At 66.5% G+C, this 23,020-nt stretch carries 19 protein-coding genes; 13 read left to right on the top strand and 6 right to left on the bottom strand.

All coding sequences use genetic code 11. The features are described from left to right. Positions 1-15 precede the first annotated feature (15 nt). The 7 genes from I0D00_RS08565 (at position 16) to I0D00_RS08535 (ending at position 9,414) form a co-directional block, all read left to right on the top strand. Complete coding sequence (locus I0D00_RS08565) at positions 16-978, top strand: NAD(P)-dependent oxidoreductase (RefSeq protein WP_213639300.1); 963 nt, start codon at positions 16-18, stop codon at positions 976-978. Between the two features lie 138 nt (positions 979-1,116). Then, entirely contained in the window at positions 1,117-2,646 is a 1,530-nt protein-coding gene (locus I0D00_RS08560) for an aldehyde dehydrogenase (protein WP_213639299.1), read from the top strand. Between the two features lie 69 nt (positions 2,647-2,715). Then, entirely contained in the window at positions 2,716-4,383 is a 1,668-nt protein-coding gene (locus I0D00_RS08555) for an ABC transporter substrate-binding protein (RefSeq protein WP_213639298.1), read from the top strand. 69 nt (positions 4,384-4,452) lie between these two features. Next, the gene (locus I0D00_RS08550) at positions 4,453-5,385 is read left to right on the top strand and encodes an ABC transporter permease (protein WP_213639297.1); all 933 of its coding nucleotides are present in this window, start codon (positions 4,453-4,455) and stop codon (positions 5,383-5,385) included. Between the two features lie 46 nt (positions 5,386-5,431). Beyond that, a complete protein-coding gene (locus tag I0D00_RS08545) occupies positions 5,432-6,253 on the top strand; it encodes an ABC transporter permease (protein WP_420850803.1) in 822 nt (273 codons plus the stop codon). A gap of 15 nt (positions 6,254-6,268) precedes the next feature. Beyond that, positions 6,269-8,383 (top strand): dipeptide ABC transporter ATP-binding protein, encoded by a 2,115-nt coding sequence (locus I0D00_RS08540; protein WP_213639295.1) that lies wholly within the window; start codon positions 6,269-6,271, stop codon positions 8,381-8,383. Between the two features lie 83 nt (positions 8,384-8,466). Further along, entirely contained in the window at positions 8,467-9,414 is a 948-nt protein-coding gene (locus tag I0D00_RS08535; RefSeq protein WP_213638723.1) for an IS481 family transposase, read from the top strand. Positions 9,415-9,466: 52 nt separating this feature from the next. Here I0D00_RS08535 and I0D00_RS08530 read toward each other — a convergent pair whose 3' ends face one another. The 4 genes from I0D00_RS08530 to I0D00_RS08515 form a co-directional block, all read right to left on the bottom strand. Continuing rightward, positions 9,467-9,997, bottom strand: a complete 531-nt coding sequence (locus I0D00_RS08530) for a hypothetical protein (protein ID WP_213639294.1) — start codon at positions 9,995-9,997, stop codon at positions 9,467-9,469. A 76-nt stretch (positions 9,998-10,073) separates the two neighbouring features. Further along, the gene (locus I0D00_RS08525) at positions 10,074-11,375 is read right to left on the bottom strand and encodes an MFS transporter (protein WP_213639293.1); all 1,302 of its coding nucleotides are present in this window, start codon (positions 11,373-11,375) and stop codon (positions 10,074-10,076) included. Between the two features lie 113 nt (positions 11,376-11,488). Continuing rightward, positions 11,489-14,002, bottom strand: coding sequence for a CoA transferase (locus I0D00_RS08520; protein ID WP_213639292.1), 2,514 nt, complete (start codon positions 14,000-14,002; stop codon positions 11,489-11,491). A gap of 434 nt (positions 14,003-14,436) precedes the next feature. Continuing rightward, positions 14,437-14,622, bottom strand: a complete 186-nt coding sequence (locus I0D00_RS08515) for a hypothetical protein (protein ID WP_213639291.1) — start codon at positions 14,620-14,622, stop codon at positions 14,437-14,439. A 299-nt stretch (positions 14,623-14,921) separates the two neighbouring features. On the opposite strand from I0D00_RS08515, the gene I0D00_RS08510 reads away from it, so the two are divergent. From I0D00_RS08510 to gcvA, 4 genes are all read left to right on the top strand, one after another. Beyond that, positions 14,922-16,079, top strand: coding sequence for an iron-containing alcohol dehydrogenase (locus tag I0D00_RS08510; RefSeq protein WP_213639290.1), 1,158 nt, complete (start codon positions 14,922-14,924; stop codon positions 16,077-16,079). A 68-nt stretch (positions 16,080-16,147) separates the two neighbouring features. Next, the gene (locus I0D00_RS08505) at positions 16,148-17,644 is read left to right on the top strand and encodes a CoA-acylating methylmalonate-semialdehyde dehydrogenase (protein WP_213639289.1); all 1,497 of its coding nucleotides are present in this window, start codon (positions 16,148-16,150) and stop codon (positions 17,642-17,644) included. Positions 17,645-17,757: 113 nt separating this feature from the next. Beyond that, a complete protein-coding gene (locus tag I0D00_RS08500) occupies positions 17,758-18,543 on the top strand; it encodes an IclR family transcriptional regulator (RefSeq protein WP_213639288.1) in 786 nt (261 codons plus the stop codon). A gap of 11 nt (positions 18,544-18,554) precedes the next feature. Then, positions 18,555-19,478 (top strand): transcriptional regulator GcvA, encoded by a 924-nt coding sequence (gene gcvA, locus I0D00_RS08495; RefSeq protein WP_213639287.1) that lies wholly within the window; start codon positions 18,555-18,557, stop codon positions 19,476-19,478. A 7-nt stretch (positions 19,479-19,485) separates the two neighbouring features. On the opposite strand, the gene gluQRS is transcribed toward gcvA, so the two are convergent. Both gluQRS and dksA read right to left on the bottom strand, forming a co-directional pair. Further along, positions 19,486-20,373 carry a tRNA glutamyl-Q(34) synthetase GluQRS gene (gluQRS, locus tag I0D00_RS08490; RefSeq protein ID WP_213639286.1) on the bottom strand — a complete coding sequence of 296 codons (888 nt, stop codon included), beginning with the start codon at positions 20,371-20,373 and terminating at the stop codon, positions 19,486-19,488. Positions 20,374-20,498: 125 nt separating this feature from the next. Next, the gene (dksA, locus tag I0D00_RS08485) at positions 20,499-20,942 is read right to left on the bottom strand and encodes an RNA polymerase-binding protein DksA (protein WP_213639285.1); all 444 of its coding nucleotides are present in this window, start codon (positions 20,940-20,942) and stop codon (positions 20,499-20,501) included. A gap of 197 nt (positions 20,943-21,139) precedes the next feature. On the opposite strand from dksA, the gene I0D00_RS08480 reads away from it, so the two are divergent. Both I0D00_RS08480 and sfsA read left to right on the top strand, forming a co-directional pair. Further along, complete coding sequence (locus I0D00_RS08480) at positions 21,140-22,321, top strand: pyridoxal phosphate-dependent aminotransferase (RefSeq protein ID WP_213639284.1); 1,182 nt, start codon at positions 21,140-21,142, stop codon at positions 22,319-22,321. After that, on the top strand, positions 22,311-23,018 hold the full coding sequence (sfsA, locus tag I0D00_RS08475) for a DNA/RNA nuclease SfsA (protein WP_213639283.1): 708 nt from the start codon (positions 22,311-22,313) through the stop codon (positions 23,016-23,018). The genes I0D00_RS08480 and sfsA overlap by 11 nt, the downstream gene beginning before the upstream one ends. Positions 23,019-23,020: the final 2 nt, after the last annotated feature.

Below are 23,020 nucleotides of genomic sequence, written 5' to 3'. Positions count from 1 at the left end.
AAGAAAGAGGATTATATGAAAGTAGGATTTATTGGCCTCGGTAATGTCGGTGGAAAACTTGCTGGAAGTTTGCTGCGCAATGGCTACGACTTGACGGTCAGGGACTTGGACCGTCAGTTGGCGCAGTCTTTCCTGGACAAGGGCGCGCACTGGGCCGACTCGCCTAAGGAACTGGCCGAGAAGGTCGATCTGGTGATCACCTGCCTGCCGTCGCCGGCCGCCTGCGCCCTGGTCATGGAAGGCGAGGACGGCCTGGTCCACGGCCTGACCGAAGGCAAGATCTGGCTGGAGATGAGCACCACCGACGACGCCGAGGTGAAGCGTCTCGGCGCCCTGGTCGAGTCGACCGGTGCGTTGGCCATGGATTGTCCGGTTTCCGGCGGTTGCCACCGCGCCGCCACCGGCAACATTTCGATCTTCGCCGGCGGTGCGCGCTCCGCCTTCGAGCGCGTGCTGCCGGTGCTGTCGACCCTCGGCCGGCGTGTCTTGCACACCGGTGAGATCGGCTCGGCCTCGGTGCTCAAGGTGATGACCAACTACCTGGCCACCACCAACCTGTGCTCGTTGGCGGAGGCGCTGATCGTCTGCAAGAAGGCCGGCCTGGACCTGGGCACCACCTACGAGGCGATCCGCATCTCCTCGGGCAACTCCTTCGTCCATGAAACCGAATCCCAGTTGATGCTCAACGGCAGTCGCAACGTCAACTTCACCATGGACCTGGTGATCAAGGACGTCGGCCTGTTCGACTCCCTGGCCCAGCAACTCGGCGTGCAGCTGGAAATCTCCCCGCTGGTGCTGGACATCTTCAAGGACGGTCAGGCGCGTTACGGCGCCCGCGAGTGGTCGACCAACATCGTCAAGCGCCTGGAAGAGGCCTGCGATGTCGAGGTGCGCGCGCCCGGCTTCCCGGCCGAGCTGGTGGACTACGAGCCGGAAGAGGCGGGCGCCGAAGTGGTGCCGCCGGGCCGCACCGCCTGAGACGATAGGTACGGCGCCGCCAGACACTGCGCTGGCGGCGTCGCGCGCAGATCGGCGGACGGCGCTCATCGAGCCCGTCCTGCCCCGGCCGTGCATGCCCTCTTCAATTCCCCAAATTTGCCAACCAAGGACAGCGCCATGTCGACCCGAGCCCTCGTGACCGAAGCCCCGCAGACCCTGGGTCAGCCTGAGTGGAGCACCCTGGCGAAGAAACTGGATATCGAAACCGGTCTGTTCATCGACGGCGAGTACGTCGAGGCCCTGCAGGGCAAGCGGTTCGACAGCATCAACCCGGCCACGGGCGAGGTAGTGGCGTCACTCGCCTTAGGCGACGGCAGCGATATCGACCGCGCCGTCGCGTCCGCCAAGCGGGCCTGGCATGCCGGGCACTGGCGCTACATGGCGCCGCGGTCGCGGATGACCGTGCTCACTCGCCTGGCCGAGCTGATCGAGCAGCACAAGGCCGAGCTGGCCCTGCTGGAAACCCTGGACATGGGTAAGCCGATTACCGATGCCCTGACCATCGACCTGCCGGAGGTGGTGTCCACCTTCCGCTATTACGCCGAGTGCATCGACAAGCTCGAAGGGGCCGTCACCAACACCGCCCGGGGCACGCTGCACCTGATCCAGCGTGAGCCGCTGGGCATCGTCGGCGCCATTTCCCCCTGGAACTACCCGCTGCTGATGGCCAGCTGGAAGGTCGCCCCGGCCCTGGCCGCCGGCAACTGCGTGGTGCTCAAGCCCGCGCAGCAGGCGCCGCTCAGCTGCCTGCGCCTGGCCCAACTGTTCATCGAGGCCGGCGGCCCGCCAGGGGTGTTCAACGTGGTCAACGGCGACGGACCTGTCACCGGCCGCGCCCTGGCGCTGCACATGGATGTGGCGAAGGTCAGCTTCACCGGCTCCACGGCCGTGGGCAAGCTGATCATGGGCTATGCCGGCCAATCCAACCTCAAGCGCGTGGCGCTGGAGACCGGGGGCAAGAGCCCGCAGATCTTCATGGCCGATCTGGAGGACCTGGATGCCGCCGTCGAGCGCGCCTACGGCGGCATCTTCGACAACGCCGGCCAGGTCTGCAACGCCGGTTCCCGACTGCTGGTGCACCGCGATATTCACGATGCCTTCGTCGAAAAGTTCGTCGCACGCAGTCGCCAGGTCTATCGCCCGGGCGACCCGCTGAATCCCGCCACCACCCTGGGACCGGTGGTGACCCGCGCCCATCAGCAGGGCGTGCTGGCGAAGATCGAGCAGGGATGCCGAGAGGGCGCCCAGCTGGCCATGGGCGGTGGCGAACCCGGCGGCCTGGAGCAGGGCGCCTACGTGTCGCCGACGCTCTTCACCTGCGTCGAGCAGGGCATGAGCATCGCCCGGGACGAAATCTTCGGGCCGGTGGCGGCGGTGCAGCGCTTCGACGACGAAGCCCAGGCCATCACCATGGCCAACGACTCCATCTACGGCCTGGCCGCCAGCGTCTGGACGCGGGATCTGAAGACCGCCCACCGCATGGTCCAGGCCCTCGAGGCCGGCGTGGTATGGGTCAACTGCTTCGGCGACGGCGACATGACCCAACCGTTCGGCGGCTACAAGCAATCGGGCAATACCCGGGACAAATCCTTCGAGTGCCTGCTCGGCTACACCCAGAGCAAATCTGCCTGGTTCGATCTGGCGTGAGCCAGGTGGAATCGACGCGTCAACGAATAGCCAAGTCGTTCACCAGAAAGACAACATCATGAGGCTGCTATGGAAAACGAAGTGATAAATCCGCACGTCGATCTACTCAAGCAAGAGATGGACGCCGGCAAGCTGGATCGTCGCGAGTTCTTGCGCAAATCGGTGCTGCTGGGCATGTCCGTCGCGGCCGCCTACGGGCTGTCGGGCATGGCGATGTCGAGCATGGCCCTGGCCGAGACGCCCAAGCGCGGCGGTAATCTGCGGGTGGCCATGCGGGTCAAGGAAATCACCGATCCGGCCCTCTACGACTGGCCCGACAAGGGCAATATCGCCCGCCACTTCGTCGAGAACCTGACCCAGATCGGCGCCGACGGCATCACCCGCCCGCACCTGGCCGAACGCTGGGTGGTCTCCGATGACCTGCTGACGGTGACGCTGCATCTGCGCCGCGGGGTGAAGTGGTCCAACGGCGACAGCTTCAACGCCGATGACGTGGTGTTCAACTTCAACCGCTGGCTGGACCCCAAGACCGGCTCCTCCATGCAGAGTCGTCTGGTGGCGCTGACGGTCGAAGTCGAAACCGGCGAGAAGAATGACGACGGCTCGCCGAAGATGACCCGGGTCGCCGGTGACAATGCCGTACAGCGGCTCGACGATCACACCGTGCGGCTCAACCTGATTCGTCCGGACATCAGCATTCCCGAGGCCATTGCCGACTACCCGGCGCTGATCGTGCATCGTGGTTACCAGGGCGATCTGCTCAAGCACCGGGTCGGTACCGGGCCCTTCACCCTGGAGAAGATGGAGGTGGGCGTCAGCGCGGTGCTCAAGCGCCGTCCGGACGGCGACTACTGGGGCGAGGCGCCCTATCTGGATCAGATCACCTACGTCGATCTGGGCGACGATACCTCGGCAGAGCTGGCAGCCTTCGCCTCCGACCAGATCGACATGAACACCCTGACGGACCCGGATCAGGTGGCCATTCACCGCACCCTGCCGAACCTGCAGGTCAACGAGGCGGTGACCGCCAGCACCGGCGTGGCCCGCATGAACATCACCCAGAAACCCTTCGACGACATCCGCGTGCGCCGCGCCCTGGCGCTGGCTGTGGACAACGAGCGGGTGCTGAAGATCGGCTACCAGGGCCTCGGCAAGGCCGCGGAGAACCACCACGTCGCGCCGATTCACCCCGAGTACGCGCCGCTGCCCAAGCTGCAGCGCGACGTGGCGAAGGCCAGACAGCTGCTGGCCGAGGCCGGCTATCCCAACGGCATCGACCTGGTCATCGACTGCGTCGCCCAGCCGGCCTGGGAGTCGAACGTCTGCCTGGCGATCTCCGACCAGGTGCGCGAGGCCGGCATCCGCCTGAAGGTCAATATCATGCCCGGCGGCAGCTATTGGGACGTGTGGAAGACCACCCCGTTCGGCTTTACCGAATGGAGCCACCGTCCGCTCGGCATTCAGGTGCTCAGCCTGGCCTATCGCAGTGGCGCGGCCTGGAACGAAACGGCCTACGCCAACCCGGAGTTCGACCAGCTGCTCGACCAGGCCAGCATGACCCTGGAGTCCGACAAGCGGCGCCAGATCATGGCCAGGATCCAGCAGATCCTGCAGGACGACGCCATCGTCCTGCAGACCCTGTGGCGCTCGAACTTCAACACCACCCACCAGCGGGTCCAGGGGGCTGCAGTGCTGCCTTCGATCCAGCATCAGTTCAATAAGGTCTGGTTGTCCTGATCTGTTCTCCCTTGGTCGCGCCCGGCCGGGCGCGGCCCTTTTTACGAGAAGCGAACGGAGGACTGCGCAGTGGCATTTCTGATTATTCGGCGCATCGCCATCATGGCGCTGACCATGCTGGTGGTGTCGATCATCCTGTTCCTGGCCCTCGAACTGAACATCGATTCGGTGGCGGTCAAGGTGCTGGGACCCTATTCCACGGACGAGCAGCGTCAGCTGTGGCTGGAAGCCAATGGCTACAACCGCTTCGTGCTGGAGCGCTACCTCGGCTGGGTGGGCAATTTCATCGTGGGGGACTTCGGCGAGTCGATTCGATTTCGTGTGCCGGTCGCCGACATTCTCTGGGACCGCCTCGGCAACACGCTGATCCTGGCGGCTGCCACCTTCGGTGTGATGATTCCGCTGTCGATCCTGCTGGGCGTGCTGTCCGGGATGAAGGAAGGCTCGCCGCTGGACCGGGTCATTTCGCTGATCTGCATCATCACCACCTCGATCCCGGAGTTCGCCAGCGCGGTGTTCCTGTCGGCCATCTTCGTCTTTTCCCTGCACCTGCTGCCGGGCACCAGCAGCATGACCGGCGGCTTCGACCCGGTGCAGCTGGTGCTGCCGGCGATGGTGCTGGTCGGCTACGGCTTCGGCTATGTGGCGCGCATGACCCGTGCCTCGATGGCCGAGGTGATGGCCACCCACTACATCCGCACCGCCGTGCTCAAGGGCCTGCCCTACCACTACGTGATCCTCAGGCACGCGCTGCGCAACGCCCTGATTGCGCCGTTCACCATCATCATGCTGCAGATCAACTGGCTGCTGTCCGGGGTCATCGTGGTCGAGTACGCCTTCGCCTACAAAGGCTTCGGTGCGCTGCTGCTGGAGGCCTCGCTGAACAGCGACGTGTACCTGATCGAGGCCTGCACCATGGTGGCCGTTTGTGCCGCGGTGCTGACGCAGTTGCTGGCCGACATCGGCTACGGCTACCTCAACCCGCGCATCCGTCTCAGTTGAGGACTTGCAGATGAATCAGTCGATCCATAGTTCCGCCTTCCGAGTCATCGGCCTGTTGCGCGAGAGCAAGGTGGGCATGGTCGGGGCGGGCATCTGCCTGTTCTGGCTGTTCATCGCGCTGTTCGCCGATGTGCTGGCGCCCTTTGATCCGGTCAGCAGCCTGCTGCCCATGCAGAAGCCCCTGGCCGAAAACCCGGCCGGCGGGGTCTTCTGGCTGGGCACCGACCTGCTGGGGCGGGACATCCTCTCGCGGATCATCTACGGCACCCAGACGGTGCTGATCTACGCGCCGCTGGCGACCTTCAGCGCCTACCTGGTCGGCATCGTCATGGGCCTGGCCGGCGGTTATTACCAGGGGCGGGTGGACACCCTGCTGTCCTTCCTCGCCAACGTGATCCTGTCCTTCCCGGTACTGGTGCTGTACATCCTGATCATCGCCTCGATCGGTGCCTCCGGGCTCAACATCGTGCTGGCGGTGACCTTCGCCAGCGCACCGGGGATCTTCCGCATCGTGCGCGGCCTGGCCATGGACCTGCGCAACCGCGAATACGTGGCCGCCGCTCAGACCCGCGGCGAAAGCGGCCTGTGGATCATGTTCGTGGAGATCCTGCCGAACGCACGCGGTCCGCTGATCGTCGATGCCTGCCTGCGCATGGGCTACGTGACCATCACCATCGGCGTGCTGGGCTTTCTCGGCATGGGCCTGCCGCCGCCCACGCCCGACTGGGGCGGGATGATCAGCGAGGCGCGCAAGCTGTTTCCGGTCTTCCCGCACATGGCGATCTTTCCCTGCATCGCCATCTCATCGCTGGTGCTGGGGCTGAACATGCTGTCCGACGGGCTGCGCGAAATCTCGCTCAAAGACTGACAAGAGAGACTGGCTATGACCAACCCGATCCTGGAAATCGAAAACCTGAGCATCTCCTACTTCAGTCGTGCGGGCGAGATTCCGGCGGTGGTGGACTTCAACCTGACGCTCAACCCGGGCGAGCGTATCGGCCTGGTCGGTGAGTCGGGCTGCGGCAAGTCGACGGTGGCCATGGCCATCATGCAGTACTTGGGCGGCAGCGCGAAGATCGTCGGGGGCTCGATCAGGTACAAGGGTCAGGACCTGGCGCGGCTGAGCGCGGCGGAACTGCGCAGGATCAGGGGCAACGAGATCGCCATGATCTACCAGGAGCCGATGGCCTCGCTCAACCCCTCGCTGCGCATCGGCCAGCAGCTGATGGAGGTGCTGCAGTACCACAAGAGGCTCGACAGGGCGCAGGCCTATCAGCAATCGCTGGAGATGCTCGGCAATGTGCACCTGCCGGACCCTGCGCGGGTGATGACCGCCTATCCGCACCAGATTTCCGGGGGCCAGCAACAGCGGGTGGTGATCGCCATGGCGCTGCTCTCCAACCCCTCGCTGCTGTTGCTGGACGAGCCGACCACCGCCCTGGACGTCACGGTCGAGGCCGGCATCGTCGAGCTGATCGACGAGATCGCCGCGCGCTTCAACACGGCGCTGGTCTACATCTCGCACAACCTCGGGTTGATCCTGGAAACCTGTTCCCGGGTCAACGTGATGTACTCGGGCCAGGTGGTCGAAGTGGGCCAGGTCAGGAACGTCTTCGACCACATGAAGCATCCCTATACCAAGGGCCTGTTCGACTGTATCCCGTCGGCCACCGCCGACAAGCACAGCCGGCCGTTGAAGCCGATTCGCGGCCAGCTGCCCTTGCCCCACCAGCGCCCCAAGGGCTGCTTCTTCGGCCCGCGCTGCGATCACTTCGTCGCCGGTACCTGTGACCAGCAGCCGGTCGCGGTCAGTCGGGTGGCGGAGCTGGACAGTCATGCGGTGCGCTGCGTGCGCTGGCAGGAACTGGCGTTGAATGCGTCCCAGACCGCATCGCCGGTATCGCCCAGCGCCTCGCAACGGGGCGAGTTGAAACTGTCGGTCGAGCGGATGCGCAAGTATTACGAGGTCACCGACAGCTCCCTGCGCGCCACCTTGCAAGGCGAGCGGGTGAAGATCGTCAAGGCGGTGGAAGACATCAGCTTCCAGGCCCACGCCAGCGAAACCGTGGCGGTGGTCGGCGAATCGGGGTGCGGCAAGTCGACCTTCGCCAAGGTGCTGATGGGGCTGGAAACGGCGAGCGCCGGGCAGGTGCGGCTCAATGGCCAGGAGATCGCCGACAAGCCGGTGACTGCGCGCGGCGCCGAGCAGACCCGGGCCATGCAGATGGTCTTCCAGAACCCTTTCGACACCCTCAACCCCAGCCTGAGTATCGGCTCCCAGCTGGGGCGGGTGATCAAGAAGTTCGGCATCTGCAGCGACAGGGCGGCGATCCAGGCCAAGGTGCTGGAGCTGCTGGAGCTGGTCAAGCTGCCGGCCGAGTTCGCCAACCGCAAACCGCGCCAGTTGTCCGGCGGGCAGAAGCAGCGGGTGGCGATTGCCCGCGCCTTCGCCGGCCAGCCCAGCCTGGTGGTGGCCGATGAACCGGTCTCGGCCCTGGATGTCTCGGTCGGTGCCGCGGTCACGCGCCTGCTGATGAACATCCAGGCCGAGCAGCAGACCTCCCTGGTGTTCATCAGTCACGACCTGAGCCTGGTGCGCTACCTGGCCGACCGGGTGGTGGTGATCTATCTCGGCAATATCGTCGAGCAGGGCAGCACCGCCGAGGTGTTCTCGCCGCCTTACCACCCCTACACCGAAGCGCTGATCTCGGCGATTCCGCTGGCCGATACCCGTGTGGAGAAGAAGCGCGTGATTCTCCAGGGGGAAATCCCCAGTGCGATGAATCCGCCCACAGGCTGTCCGTTCAATGCCCGCTGCCCGCGTAAGCTCGGCAGTATCTGCGAGCAGGAGAAGCCGCCGGTGCTCGAAGCGTCGGGATCCCACCAGATCGCCTGCCACATTCCGTTGACCGAGTTGCGCGAGGTGGCACCGGTGTACCGCGTCATTCCGGTCCAGGCGCCGGCGGCGGACCAGCCATTGCGGGTCGGCGTGGCCTAGGTGTGATCTCTCAGTAGGTTGTTCATCCGGGGCATTCCCGGAATTCTGGAAGTGCGACCAACCTAGCCTTCCAGGAGCCCCGGATGAACCTGCATAAACATGCCCGTCTTACCCCTCGCGGTCGAGCCCTTTTGGTTCGGCGCATCCAGCACGGCTTGCGGGTCGAAGAAGCCGCCCAGGCGGCCGGTGTGAGCGTGCGAACCGCCTACAAATGGTTGCGGCGCTTTCGCGAGGAAGGCGAGGCCGGGTTGATGGATCGTTCATCACGTCCGCAACACTGCCCGCATGCGACACCCGATACCGTGGTCGAGCGTCTGATCGAACATCGGCGATGCCGCAAGACCTATCGGCAGATCGCCAGAGAGCTAGGCTTGGCCGTCAGCACTGTTGCGCGCCGCCTGCGGCGGGCCGGCTTTCATCGACTGGCTGAGCTGGAGCCGGCGCCACCGGTGGTGCGCTACGAGTACCCGACACCCGGAGATCTGCTGCATCTGGATATCAAAAAGCTGGGCCGTTTCTGGCGACCTGGCCATCGGGTCACCGGCGACCGCCAGCAGAACTCCGACGGCGCGGGCTGGGAATTCGTCCACGTGGCCATCGACGATGCCAGCCGCATCGCCTTCAGCAGCCTGCATCCTGACGAGCGTGGTCGTAGTGCTTGCCAAGCCTTGCTCCAGGCGCTGCGCTACTACCGCAGCCTGGGCATTCGTTTCACCCGCATCATGACCGACAACGGCAGCTGCTATCGCTCTCGCACGTTTCGGCGTTTGCTCAGACGATTGGGGCTGCGCCATCTGCGCACCAAACCTTACACGCCACGCACCAACGGCAAGGCCGAGCGCTTCATCCAGACCAGTCTGCGCGAGTGGGCCTATGCCCATAGCTATGAAAGTTCGGCACAGCGAGCACAGCACCTGACGCCCTGGCTACATCACTACAATTGGCACCGGCCACACGCCAGCCTCGGCTACCAGCCACCAATCAGTCGCGTTCCGCTTTCACTGAATAACGTACTGGGTTTACACACCTAGCACCACCGCGGCTATCGGCGGCGCTGGAGGCCGGCCGACGGCCGCGCCTCGCTTATCCCTCCTGTGCCGCCTTGCACGCCTCGTAGGCCGGCGCGGCATAGATGCCCACCTCCACCGCCAACGCCATTACCCGCGGCAGGTCGCTGCTGTAGACCAGCACGGCCTGCAGTTCGTCGTCCAGCGGCTCGCTGAAGTCCAGCAGCACATAGCCCTGGGTCTCCGGCGACAGGCTGGAGAGTTGCACCTGGATGCGGTTGAGCGCCTTGAGCGGTTCGACCTTGGCCAGTTGCTTGGGCTTGAGCACGAAGTTGACGCTGGGGCCGAAGGAGTCGGTGATCTGCTGGAACAGCTGCTCGTAGCTGTCGGCCTGGAACAGCACGGTGTCCGGCAGGCTGCCGACCACCACCCATTCGCCGAGGGGGATGGGGAAGCTGTCGTCGTAGTTGATGTCCGGGTTGGCGGCGAGGAAGGCCTGTGGGTCGGCGTAGGCCTGGGCGGCCTCGGCGGCGATGCGGGCGATCTCCTCCGGCAGCATGCAGCCCGAGCTTATCTTGTTGATCAGTTCTTCGAGTTGGGCGTGCATGGCGAGGTTCCTGGTCAGAAATGGGGCGCCAAGGATAGCCGATATCGCCGCCGCCACGCCCGCCGGGGGCGCGCGCTCAGGCGAGGGGCGGCGCTTTTTCGCCGGCCGCCTCGGGGTTGTCGTCGATGGGCGATTCGCCTTCGCCGTCCTCCCCCGGCATCGACTCCATCAGCACCGAGCCCACCGGGAAGGGCGCCTGCATCTGGAACGGGCTGGTGCTCTCGCTGGTACTCGGGAAGGGGTCGCTGATGCGCTTGTAGAGGGCATGGGCGGCCATCAGGGCGGCCATGGCCGCCAGGCTCCAGAAGAAGCTGGCCGGCCCCCAGCGGTCCATGGTCAGGGAGATCAGGAAGGGGCCGATGCTGGCGCCCACGCCGCCGACCAGCAGCAGGGTGCTGCTGGCGCCGGTGGCTTGGTCGGCTTCCAGTTGGTCGTTGGTCAGTGCCAGGTACAGGGCCAGCAGGGGGAAGCAGGTGCCGCCGAACAGCAGCGCCAGCAGCAGGTGGCTGTGGTTGTCGGTCAGGCCGACCTGGGCGCTGATCAGGGCGAAGAGCAGGGCGGCGACCGCCGACGCGGCGATCACCGTGCGCCGGTCGCGGCTGTCCGACAGCCGGCCCAGGGGCCATTGCAGCAGCATGCCGCCGAGCACCAGCAGTGCCATGAATAGCGCGATCTGCTCGACCCGCATGCCCAGGCGGCTGGCATACACCGAGCCCATGCCCAGGACCATGGCGTAGCAGGCATTGATCAGGAAGGAGCCGACCAGGCCGGTGGGCGCGAGGCGGTACAGGGTGGCGATGCTCACCGGGCGGGCACTCTCGAAGGCCGGCATCGGCGTGGCGGTGATCAGGATGGGGATGGCCGCCAGGCTGATGAGGATGGAGATCAGGGTGAACAGCTCGAAACCGGCCGGATCGGACAGGTTGAGCAGGAACTGGCCGGCGGACAGGCCGGCCAGCATGGTGATCATGTACAGCGACAGCAGCTGGCCGCGGGTGCGGTTGTCGGCGGCCTGGTTCAGCCAGCTTTCGGCCACCACGTAGATGGCCGACACCGCGAAGCCGGTGAGCAGGCGCATCAGCCCCCAGACCCAGGGGTCGACGAGCACCGAGTGGACCAGGATGGTCATGGAGGCCAGCGCGGTCAGCGCGGCGAAGGCGCGCACATGGCCGACCCGCTGGATGATCGCCGGGGCGCGCAGGGAACCGAGCAGGAAGCCGACGTAGTAGCCGGACATCAGCAGGCCGGTGGCGAGGGTGTCGAAGCCCTCCAGTTCGGCGCGAATGCCCAGCAGCGAGCCCTGGGCGCCGATGCACAGGCCGATGATGCCCAGGCCGAAGAACAGTGGCCACACGGAACGGACGGTCTGCTGCAGCATAATTCCCCCCAACGATGCCAGGCGCATCAGGCAAAACGGCTCTGCCGCGCAGGTGCGCGGCAGAGCCGGGTGGTGACGGACGGGACGGCTATTCCGCCCGCGCCAGGCCGAGCTTAGCTGGGCAGGAACTCCTTGGCCCAGCCCAGGCTGGCGATGTTACGCGCGAGCATCGACTCGATCTCGCTCGAGCTGTAGCCGGCGTCGGCCAGCACCTCGCGGGTCGAGTGGCCCCAGCGCTCCGGCAGGCTCACGGCCTTGATGCTGGCTTCGCTCGGACGGATCGCCAGGTGGTCGATCTGGGTCAGGCAGTGGCCGCTCGGGTGGTCGCGGTGGATCGAGAAGGCGAAGCTGCCCCGGTCGATGCCCACGCTACCATCGCCGTCGCGGCTGTACTGTTCACGCAGCGACTCGATGGACATCGGCACCGCCGCGGCGATGTCGGCGGCCTGCAGTTGCTCGGCCCAGTAGGCGGCCGGTGCGCTGCGCAGCGCAGCCTTGAGGAAGGCGCCGACATCCGCGGCCTGGCTGATGCCGGCCAGACCCTCGACCTGTTCCAGTTGCGCCAGTTCGGCTTGCTTGGAGTCGAGGTACAGCCAACCCTCGGCGGTCTGGTAGAAGTGCGACAGGGCGTGGTGGCCCAGCACTTCGCGGCCGGACGGCTCGTCGAAGGGCGCGCGACCTTCATAGTCGAAGGCGAACGACAGCTGCGCCAGGTTGGTGATGGCCGACAGCGAGGTGCGCGAGCGGGTCGGCTGGCCGGTCTTGAGCTTGTGGTAGATCGACACGGCCATGCCCAGGCCGGCGGCGAAGCCGCAGTTGACGTCCAGGGTGCCGAGGTGGGCGTGCTCTTCCGGGGTCTGCGGGCCACCGAAGCGGCTCATGATGCCGCTGTGGGCCTGGATGATGTCGTCGTAGCCGATGTAATTGGTCTTCGGCCCGGGCAGCGGGCCGCCGAGGCAGTCGAGGCGGCAGAACAGCACGCCCGGGTTGACCGCCTGCAGGCTGTCGTGGTCCAGGCCCAGGGCCTTGAGCTGACGCTCGGGGGCGTTGATCACCACCATGTCCACCGAGCGCACCAGGCGGTTGAACACCTCGCGGCCTTCGGCGCTCATGATGTCGACCAGGGCGCTGCGCTTGCCCATGCTGGTCTGGAAGCTGAACAGGGTGCCGATCAGCGGGTCGTACATGGGCTTGACGGTGTCGAGCTTGATCACCTCGGCGCCGAAGCGGGCGAGGAAGGCGGTGGAGTGCGGGCCGGCGATCACGTTGGTCAGGTCGAGGATGCGCAGGCCGTCGAGCCAGCCGGCCTTGCTGGCCGGCTTGATCGCGTCGCCGACCGGACGGGTCACGACTTCGGCGGCGGCCACCTCACTCAGCTCGGCCAGGGCCTGCTCGAAGCTGACGGTCTTGCGCGGCCGCGGGCTGACCATCTGCCCGGCGCACTCTTCCAGCCAGGCGAAGGGTCCGGGCTGCTTCATCAGGCCGTACTCGGGGTCGTCGACCTCGACGATCAGGCCGGCGGCGTTGGTGTGCTCATGGTTGACCCACTCCTGGGTGGTGCGGTGCGGCGCGCCGGGGATCTGGCCTTCGCCGAAGATCTTCGCCCACTCCTCGGAGGTCTTGGTCAGGAAGGCCTGCTTCATCTTCGCGGAGATGTGGTCGGCCCACTTCTTCGGCAGCGGGTAGACGCCGATGGAGGTCTCGCCGTCCCACTCGCTGATCGGCGCGTGCAGGTCGTTGACTTCCGGCAGACCCTCGGCGACCAGTTCGTCATAGATGCCCAGCACGGTCAGGGCGCGCTTGGCGTGGTTGCGGTGCGACGGGCAGACGCAATAGAACATGCGGCCGTCGGCGCATTTGTAGGTGCGGTAGAAGGGGTCCAGGTATTCCTGCAGGTCGTCGTAGCTCAGGTCCATCGCAATGTTGTTGGCCTTGCGGTACTCGATCTCCTTCTCGCGCATGGTCTTGTAGCGCTCGGGCAGGCCTTCGATGACGTAGGAGTTGTACGACAGGCCTTCCATCAGCGCGGAGATCACCGGCACCTCGATGGCGTCGCCACGGCCGCTGCGCTCGCGGGCCTGCAGGGCCAGGGCGACGGAGGCGGCGGCCAGGGTGGTGGCGTAAGCCGAACCCAGAGGCAGCGGCGAGAAGCTCGGGTTCAGGCCCAGCAGCACGCGGTTGAAGCCCATGTCGGTGAAGGCGCCGGCGGTGGCGGCGACCACGGCCTCGGTGGCCTTCCACTCACGACGCAGCTGGTCGTTACTGGCGAAGCCCGGCACCGACAGGGTGATCAGTTCGGGACGGGCCTCGCGCAGCTTGGCGAAGTCGATGCCCAGCCTCTGCATGACGCCGGGGCGGAAGCTCTCGATGACGATGTCGGCCTGCTCGATCAGGCTCAGGGCCTGGGCGAGCCCGGCTTCGCTCTTGAGGTCCAGGCGCAGGCAGCTCTTGTTGCGGTTGAGCACGGCATTGGCCGGGTGGTCCCACTGCGGGCCCTGGGGCGGATCGATGTGCACCACGGTGGCGCCCAGGTCGGCCAGGGTCATGGCCACGGCGGGGGCGGCGATCTGCTGGCCGAAGTCGACGACGCGGACACCGGTTAAAGGCAATTGATTGTTGTTGTGCATGTCAATTTATCCCTCGATGAGCGATCCAGCCTGCTGGTGCAAAACAGTCAAGTTGGGGGTGTTGTTTGAATAAGGTCGCGAGTGATGACCAAGTCCCGAGCGTCCGATATCGAAGTGCGAAAGCTGAACGGAGAAGTTGATGGCTGGCGTCTTCAGTGACGGCGCCTGGCCGCTGTTCCGTTCATTCGTCTCAACCGTCCGGATCCAGTCGTTCCCTTTATCGCTCGCACCGCGGGAGGCAGTGGGTGCGGTCGGCAGGTACTTGGTCTGCTTCGGTGAGGCGGATAGTAGGAATGAAGATTTGGCGGAACCAGCAATAAAAAATGGACCTTAGGCGGGTTTTTTCTTATGGGTGCATAAGCGCGTGACCTGCCGGTCATTCGGCCGGCCGGCGAGCCGTCAATGCGACCTAGGTCGGCGATCGGTCGCGCAGGTCATGAGGTAGTTTGATTAATAGATCCATAAAAAAAAGCGCGGCATAGGCCGCTATTTTTTTGCTTTTCATGGTTTTTGCTCTTCATAACAATAGGTTTCGTTTCGATATTGACGGTTGGCGTCGCAGCAGGGGCGCCGTCGCGGATCGGCAGGGACAGGGTTCCCATCCGGCTGTTTTCGGTCATCTAGCCGCGGCCAGTGGGGCGGGCAGCGGCGCCCATCGACGGTTGCCCAGCCGCTCAGGCGGCACGCGATGGGCGCAACGGAAGCACATGCAAGTTGCCGGGAAACGGCGAAGTTGCCGTCCAAACAAGGCAACCGATGCGGATAAGGGTCAAGGCGCCATCGGTACTTGTGGCGAGCAACACCGGATGCGAATAACGCTGCGAACTGAGCTTCGCGGCATCTCTTTCAGCCCATAGCAGCGCGCGGCCATGCCCTCTCCGCATTGCCGCGCCTGCCACTCGGAAATAGCGGAGTCGCCATGTCTACCCAAGTGATACTTCCTCGCATCATGCAGATCGGCGAGAACGCCAGTCAGGACATCCCGCTCGTGATGGCCAACCTGGGCTGCAGGCGGCCGCTGATCATCACCGACAAGATGATGGTCAAGCTCGGCTACGCCGCCGCCATCCAGGCGCGCCTGGCGGCTCACGACATCCAGGCCGAGGTGTTCGACGAGACGGTGCCCGAGCCGACAGTGGCCTCGATCCAGGCCGGTGTGGAGAAGGCGCGCGGCGGCGACTACGACTGCATCATCGCCCTGGGCGGCGGCAGCCCGATCGACAGCGCCAAGGCCATCGCCATCCTCGCCAAGCATGGCGGCGAGATGCGCGACTACAAGTTCCCGCGCATCGTCACCGAGGCCGGCCTGCCGATCATCGCCGTGCCCACCACCGCCGGCACCGGTTCGGAGGTCACCCGGGTGACCATCATTTCCGACGAGAAGACCGACGAGAAAATGCTCTGCGTGGGCATCGGCTTCATGCCGGTGGCGGCGCTGATCGACTTCAGCCTGACCCTCAGCCTGCCGGCGCGCATCACCGCCGACACCGGCATCGACGCCCTGACCCACGCCATGGAGGCCTACGTCAGCAAGAAGGCCAGCCTGTACAGCGACAGCCAGGCCCTGGAGGCCATGCGCCTGATCGCGCCGAACCTGCGCCGCGCCTATCACGACGGCGCCGACAAGGCCGCCCGCGAGGCGATGATGCTCGGCTCGACCCTGGCCGGGGTGGCCTTCTCCAATGCCTCGGTGGCCCTGGTGCACGGCATGAGCCGGCCGATCGGCGCGCATTTTCATGTGCCCCATGGCCTGTCCAACGCCATGCTGCTGCCGGCGGTCACCGAGTTCTCCATCCCGGCCGCGGCCGAGCGTTATGCCGACTGCGCCCGCGCCATGGGCGTGGCCGGCGCCCAGGACAGCACCGAGCAGGCCAACGCCAAGCTGCTCGCCGAGCTGCGCGCCCTCAACGACGAGCTGCAGGTGCCGACGCCCGCGCAGTTCGGCATCGACCGCCAGCAGTTCTTCGACCAGCTGCAGGTCATGGCCGAGCAGGCCCTGGCCTCCGGCTCGCCGAACAACAACCCGCGGGTGCCGAGCGCCGAAGAGATCATCGAGCTGTACAAGCAGCTCTGGTAAGCCCCTTTTCATCCGTCATTAGCGGTGGCGCCCGCGCCGCCTGAGACACCTATCGAGGAACAGCTGCGATGAACACAGTAGGACACCTGATCAACGGCAAGATCATCGACGCCGCCGCGCGCCTGCAGGACGTGTACAACCCCTCCACCGGCGAGGTCAGCAAGCAGGTGGCCCTGGCGTCCAAGGCCACGGTCGAGCAGGCCATCGCCGCCGCCGAAGCCGCCTTCCCCGAGTGGCGCAACACCCCGCCGATCAAGCGCGCGCGGGTGATGTTCCGCTTCAAGGAGCTGCTCGAGCAGAATGCCGAGCGCATCGCCCAGATGATCGGCGAGGAGCACGGCAAGATTTCCCACGACGCCCTCGGCGAGCTGCAGCGCGGCATCGAGAACGTCGAATACGCCTGCGGCGCCCCCGAGCTGCTCAAGGGCGAGCACAGCAAGAACGTCGGCCCGAACATCGACTCCTGGAGCGAGTTCCAGCCCCTGGGCGTGGTCGCCGGCATCACCCCGTTCAACTTCCCGGCGATGGTGCCGCTGTGGATGTTCCCCATGGCCATCGTCTGCGGCAACTGCTTCATCCTCAAGCCGTCCGAGCGCGATCCCAGCTCCACCCTGTTCATCGCCCAGCTGCTGCAGGAAGCCGGTCTGCCGGACGGCGTGATGAACGTGGTCAACGGCGACAAGGAAGCGGTCGACGTGCTGCTCAGCGACGAGCGCATCCAGGCCGTCAGCTTCGTCGGCTCGACGCCGATCGCCGAGTACATCTACAAGACCGCCAACGCCAACGGCAAGCGCTGCCAGGCCTTGGGCGGGGCGAAGAACCACGCCATCGTCATGCCCGATGCCGACATGGACAACGCGGTCAACCAGCTGCTGGGCGCCGCCTTCGGCTCCTCCGGCGAGCGCTGCATGGCGCTGTCCGTGGCCGTCGCCGTGGGTGACGCGGCCGCCGATGCACTGATCGAGAAGATGCAGGCCGCCATGCAGTCGCTGAAGGTCGGCGCCTACTCGGACAAGAGCAACGATTTCGGTCCGGTGATCACCAGGGCCCACCAGCAGAAGGTGGTCGGCTACATCGACAGCGCCGAGGAGCAGGGCGCCAGGATCGTGGTCGACGGCCGCAACCCGCAGGTGGTCGGGCACGAGAACGGCTTCTTCGTCGGCGGCACGCTGATCGACAAGGTCAACCCGGAGATGCTCAGCTACCAGGAAGAAATCTTCGGCCCGGTGCTGCAGGTGGTGCGCGTCAACAGCATGCAGGAGGCGATGGACCTGATCGACGCCCACGAATACGGCAACGGCACCTGCATCTTCACCCGCGACGGCGAGGCGGCGCGCTACTTCTCCGACAACATCAAGGTCGGCATGGTCGGCATCAACGTGCCGCTGCCGGTGCCGGTGGCCTACCACAGCTTCGGCGGCTGGAAGCGCTCGCTGTTCGGCGACCTGCATGCCTACGGTCCGGATGCCGTGCGCTTCTACACCAAGCGCAAGACCATCACCCAGCGCTGGCCGTCGGCCGGGGTGCGCGAGGGCGTGTCCTTCTCCATGCCGACCATGAAGTAACCGGCGCCAGGCGCCACGCCGCCGGCTATTGCCGGGCAAAATGGGCCACGCCCCCGCAAGGGAGCGTGGCCTCTGCCGTTTCAGGCCGGCCCCTGCCGGACAGGAGTGACCCCGTGACCACGACAACCCGAGAAAAAGGCTCCTCGATCGGCCGGGTGCTGGAGATCATCGAGGCGGTGTCCAAGGCCGAGCGGCCCATGTCGCCGGCCGACCTGGCCTATCAGCTGGACATCCCCAAGCCGAGCATCCACCGCCTGCTGGGCCAGCTCGAAGGCGACGGCTACCTGCAGATCAACATGCGCGGCCTGCTGGTGCCGGGCGACCGTATGCACGACATCGCCCTCGGCGTGCTCTACAGCGGGCGCTTCAAGGCGCCGCGCCAGGCCATCCTCAAGCGCCTGGTCGCGCAGATCGGCGAGACCTGCGGCATCGCCATCCCCAACGGCACCGAGATGATCTACTACGACCGGGCGCAGGCCGAGCGGCCTCTGCAGCTACAGCTGTCGGTCGGCAGTCACACGCCGATCTGGTGCACCGCCAGCGGCAAGCTCTACCTCAGCTCGCTGCCCAGGGAACGCCGCCGGCGCATCCTCAACAACCTGCCGTTGCAGCGCCTGGCGCGCAATACCCTGACCAGCGCGGCCGAATTGGAGGCGGCGCTGCAGAGAATCCGGGAGGAGGAACTGGGTATCGACAACGAGGAGTTCGTCGACGGCCTGGTGGCCTGCGCGGTGCCCATCCGCGGTCGCGATGGTCGCTTGTTCGCCTGTCTGTTCAGCCATGCGCCGCTGATAGGCAAGAGCCTGGAAGAGCTGCTGGCATATACTCCGCTGCTACGTGAGGCGGCCGGGGAGTTGGGTCAGCTGATCACCGACACGGAGGTCGTCAGGGACCGGTAGCGAGCTTAGCGATGAAGAAACGTCTTCCCCCACTGAACTGGCTGCGCTCGTTCGAGGCATCCGCCCGCCACCTGAACTTCACCCAGGCGGCCGGCGAGCTGAACCTGACCCAGGCGGCGATCAGCCAGCAGGTCAAGGGCCTCGAGTCGCAGCTCGGCGTCAGCCTGTTCAAGCGCCTGCCGCGCGGCCTGGAACTGACCGAGGCGGGCCAGGCCTACATGCCGGTGGTGCACGAGGCCGTCGAGCGCCTGGCCGCGGCCACCGACGAGCTGTTCGGCCAGGGCCGCAAGCGCCTGCTGACGGTGCGGGTCAACCTGGTGTTCTTCACCACCTGGCTGGCGCCGCGCCTGGCGCGTTTCCGCGAGTGCCACCCGGATGTCGGCCTGCGCTTCACCAGCAACATCTGGCTGGACGAGCGGGAGAAGGAGGCGGACATGGAGATCCGCTACGGCCAGGGCGTGTGGCCGGGCTACAAGTCCAGCCGGCTGACCTGGGACGACCTGTTTCCGGTGTGCAGTCCGCAGTTGCTCGATGGCGGGCAGCCGCCGGCCTCGCCCGAGGCGCTGGACGCCTATACCCTGCTGCATGTGATCGGCTACGAGGAGGGCTGGGGCCACTGGCTCAACCAGACCGGCTTCCACCACGTCGACCCGTCCCAGGGCCTGCAGTTCGACACCCTGATCACCGCCCTGGAGATGGCCACCCTCGGCCACGGTCTGGCCCTGGGGCGCACTTCCCTGGTGGCCGGAATGATCGCCAGCGGGCGCCTGGTGGCGCCGTTCGAGCAGCGCATCGCCACCTCCGAGGCGTTCTATCTGGCCTGTCCGGCCCATCAATACCTGTCGCCCCAGGCCGAGGCCTTCTGGTCCTGGCTGGAGGAGGAGGCCGTGCTCGAGCGCGACGGTCCCGGGGCCACGCCGGCCGCGGAAGGCTAGGGGGCGTTCAGCGCAGCTGGGCCTCGGCCAGGGTGCGGCAGCGCGGGATGCGCCCGGCGTCCCAGTGGCGCGCCGCCCATTCCAGCAGCTGCTCCGGCCGCGCTTCGACGAGGTCGCCGGGCACCTGCTGCCCCAGGGCATGCAGGGCACGCACCAGCAGTGGCGCGGCCCGGTCGGCCGGCAGCGGCGGCGAGCGGTAGGACTTGCCCAGCTTGTGGCCGTCGGGCTGGATGATCAGCGGCACGTGCAGGTAGCGCGGCCGGGCGGCGCCGAGCAGTTCCTGCAGGTACAGCTGGCGCGGGGTGGAGTCGAGCAGGTCGGCGCCGCGCACCACGTCGCTGACGCCCTGCCAGGCGTCGTCGAGGACCACCGCCAGCTGGTAGGCATAGAGGCCGTCGCGGCGGCGGATGACGAAGTCGCCCACCTCGCGATCCAGCTGCTGGCGGTACTCACCCTGTACGCGGTCGTCGAAGCCATAGCGCTGCTGCGGCACCCGCAGGCGGATGGCGGCGTCACGCGGGGCATGGCCGGCGTCGCGGCAGAACCCGGGATAGACCCCCTGGTAGCCCTCCAGCTGCTTGCGCGAGCAGGTGCAGGCATAGGCCAGGCCGCCGTCCAGCAGGCGTTCGATCAGCGCCTGGTATTCGGCGTGGCGCCCGCTCTGCCGCACCAGTTCGCCGTCCCAGTGCAGGCCGTAGCTTTCCAGGGTGCGCAGGATCGCATCCTGGGCGCCGGGCACCTCCCGCGGCGGGTCGAGGTCCTCCATGCGCAGCAGCCAGAGGCCGCCGACGGCGCGGGCATCCAGGTAGGAGGCCAGGGCCGCGACCAGGGAGCCGAAGTGCAGGTAACCGCTGGGCGTGGGGGCGAAACGACCGATATAAGCGGGAGCGTTCATACGGACGAATATAAGGGCTTCAGGCGGCGAGGGAGGAGGGCGGTAGCAGCGGCGGCCGCGCCGCCAGGGGCGTGGTCGAAGGAGGCCGGAAACAACACGGGGCGCCGCAGCGCCCCGTGATCGGATCAGGAACCGATCTGTTTTTCCTTGATTTCCGCCAGGGTCTTGCAGTCGATGCACAGGGTGGCGGTGGGGCGGGCTTCCAGGCGGCGGATGCCGATCTCGACGCCGCAGGAGTCGCACCAGCCGTACTCGTTCTCCTCGATCAGCTCGAGGGTCTCGTCGATCTTCTTGATCAGCTTGCGCTCGCGGTCGCGGGCACGCAGTTCCAGGCTGAATTCTTCCTCCTGGCTGGCGCGGTCGGCCGGGTCGGGGAAGTTGGCCGCCTCGTCCTGCATGTGATGCACGGTACGGTCGACTTCCTGCATCAGTTCCAGCTTCCACTTGTTGAGGATGCCGGTGAAGTGGGCGCGCATCTGCTCACTCATGTACTCCTCGCCCTTACTCTCTTGGTAGGGTTCGAAGCCGCGAATCAGTTGGCTGCTCTTTGCTTTTGCTTTGGTGGGCATGGATGACCGCCTCTCACTCTCTCTAATCCACTGCGCAGGATTGTTGTCCCTTGCCGATTGTCCATCGGCCCTGCGGCTGCAAGCGGGCGAACTTACCAGATCGATTGAAGCCGCGCCACTCCCGGTTGTCGAGGTTGCTGCCGTTTCGCCGTAGGCTTGGTTAGAATCCGCGATCCAACCCTTCTACAGGCAGGTCCATGGCCCAGTCATACAGTGCGCGCAGCCGCGCCATCGAACCCTTCCATGTCATGGCCCTGCTGGCCCGCGCCAACCAGTTGCAGGCCGCGGGCCTCGATGTGATCCACCTGGAGATCGGCGAACCGGACTTCACCACCGCCGCGCCCATAGTCGCCGCCGGCCAGGCCGCCTTGGCCGCCGGCCATACCCGCTACACCGCGGCGCGGGGCATTCCCGCCCTGCGCGAGGCCATCGCCGGCTTCTACGCGCAACGCTACCGGTTGAGCATAGACCCTGAGCGGATCCTGATAACCCCCGGCGGTTCCGGCGCCCTGCTGCTGGCCAGCAGCCTGCTGGTCGATCCGGGCAAGCACTGGCTGCTGGCCGACCCGGGCTACCCCTGCAACCGCCATTTCCTGCGGCTGATCGAGGGCGCCGCGCAGCTGGTGCCGGTGGGGCCGGAGGTGCGCTACCAACTGACCCCGCAGCTGGTCGAGCGGCACTGGGACGGCGACAGCGTCGGCGCCCTGGTCGCCTCGCCGGCCAACCCCACCGGCACCCTGCTCGCGCGCGCCGAACTGGCGGCGCTGTCCCAGGCGCTCAAGGCGCGCGGTGGCCACCTGGTGGTCGACGAGATCTACCACGGCCTGACCTATGGGACGGATGCCGCCAGCGTGCTGGAGGTGGACTTTGATGCCTTCGTGCTCAACAGCTTCTCCAAGTACTTCGGCATGACCGGCTGGCGCCTGGGCTGGCTGGTGGCGCCGCCGGCGGCGGTGCCCGAGCTGGAGAAGCTGGCGCAGAACCTCTATATCAGCGCCCCGAGCATGGCCCAGCACGCCGCCCTGGCCTGCTTCGAGGAGCAGACCCTGGCGATCTGCGAGCAGCGCCGGCACGAGTTCCAGCGCCGCCGCGACTTCCTCCTGCCGGCACTGCGCGAGCTGGGCTTCAGGATCGCCGTGGAGCCGGAGGGCGCCTTCTATCTATATGCCGACATCGGCGCCTTCGGCGGCGACGCCTTCGCCTTCTGCCAGCACTTCCTGGAAACCGAGCATGTGGCCTTCACCCCGGGGCTGGACTTCGGCCGCCACCTGGCCGGCCAGCATGTGCGCTTCGCCTACACCCAGGACCTGCCGCGCCTGCAGCAGGCGGTCGAGCGCATTGCCCGCGGCCTGAAGAGCTGGCGTCCCGATGCGCTTTGAACCGCCGCTGCAGCAGGGGCGCCTGCTGCGCCGCTACAAGCGCTTCCTCGCCGATATCGAGACGACGGACGGTGAAGGCCTGACCCTCCACTGTCCCAACACCGGCTCGATGCTCAACTGCATGGGCGAGGGCGCGCGGGTCTGGTTCAGCCGCTCCGACGACCCCAGGCGCAAGCTGCCCGGTACCTGGGAGATCGGCGAGACGCCCCACGGCCGCCTGGCGCTGATCAATACCGGGCGGGCCAACGGCCTGGTGGAGGAGGCGCTGCGGACCGGGTTGATCGCCGAGCTGGCCGGTTTCACCGGGCTGAAGCGCGAGGTGCCCTATGGCCAGGAGCGCAGTCGCATCGACTTTCGCCTGGACTATCCAGGCGGCCCGGCCTTCGTCGAGGTGAAGAGCGTGACCCTGGGCTTCGCCGACGACCCCGTGGCGGCCTTTCCCGATGCCCGTACCGAGCGTGGCGCCAAGCACCTGCGCGAGCTGGCGGCGCTGGCCCGGGACGGCGTGCGGGCGGTGCAGCTGTATTGCGTCAACCTGAGCGGGATCGAGGCGGTGCGTCCGGCCGAGGAGATCGACCCGGCCTATGCCGCGGCGCTACGCGAGGCGCGGGCGGCGGGCGTCGAGGTGCTGGCCTACGGCGCGGATATCGGCCCCGAGGAGGTGCGCCTGGTGCGCCGGCTCGAGGTGCATTCGTAGCG

It is taken from the genome of Pseudomonas lalucatii, assembly GCF_018398425.1.
In the GTDB taxonomy this organism is placed as follows: Bacteria; Pseudomonadota; Gammaproteobacteria; order Pseudomonadales; family Pseudomonadaceae; genus Aquipseudomonas; species Aquipseudomonas lalucatii.
The sequence above is the reverse complement of the archived record's forward strand: the minus strand, read 5'-3'. Positions and strand labels throughout refer to the sequence as shown.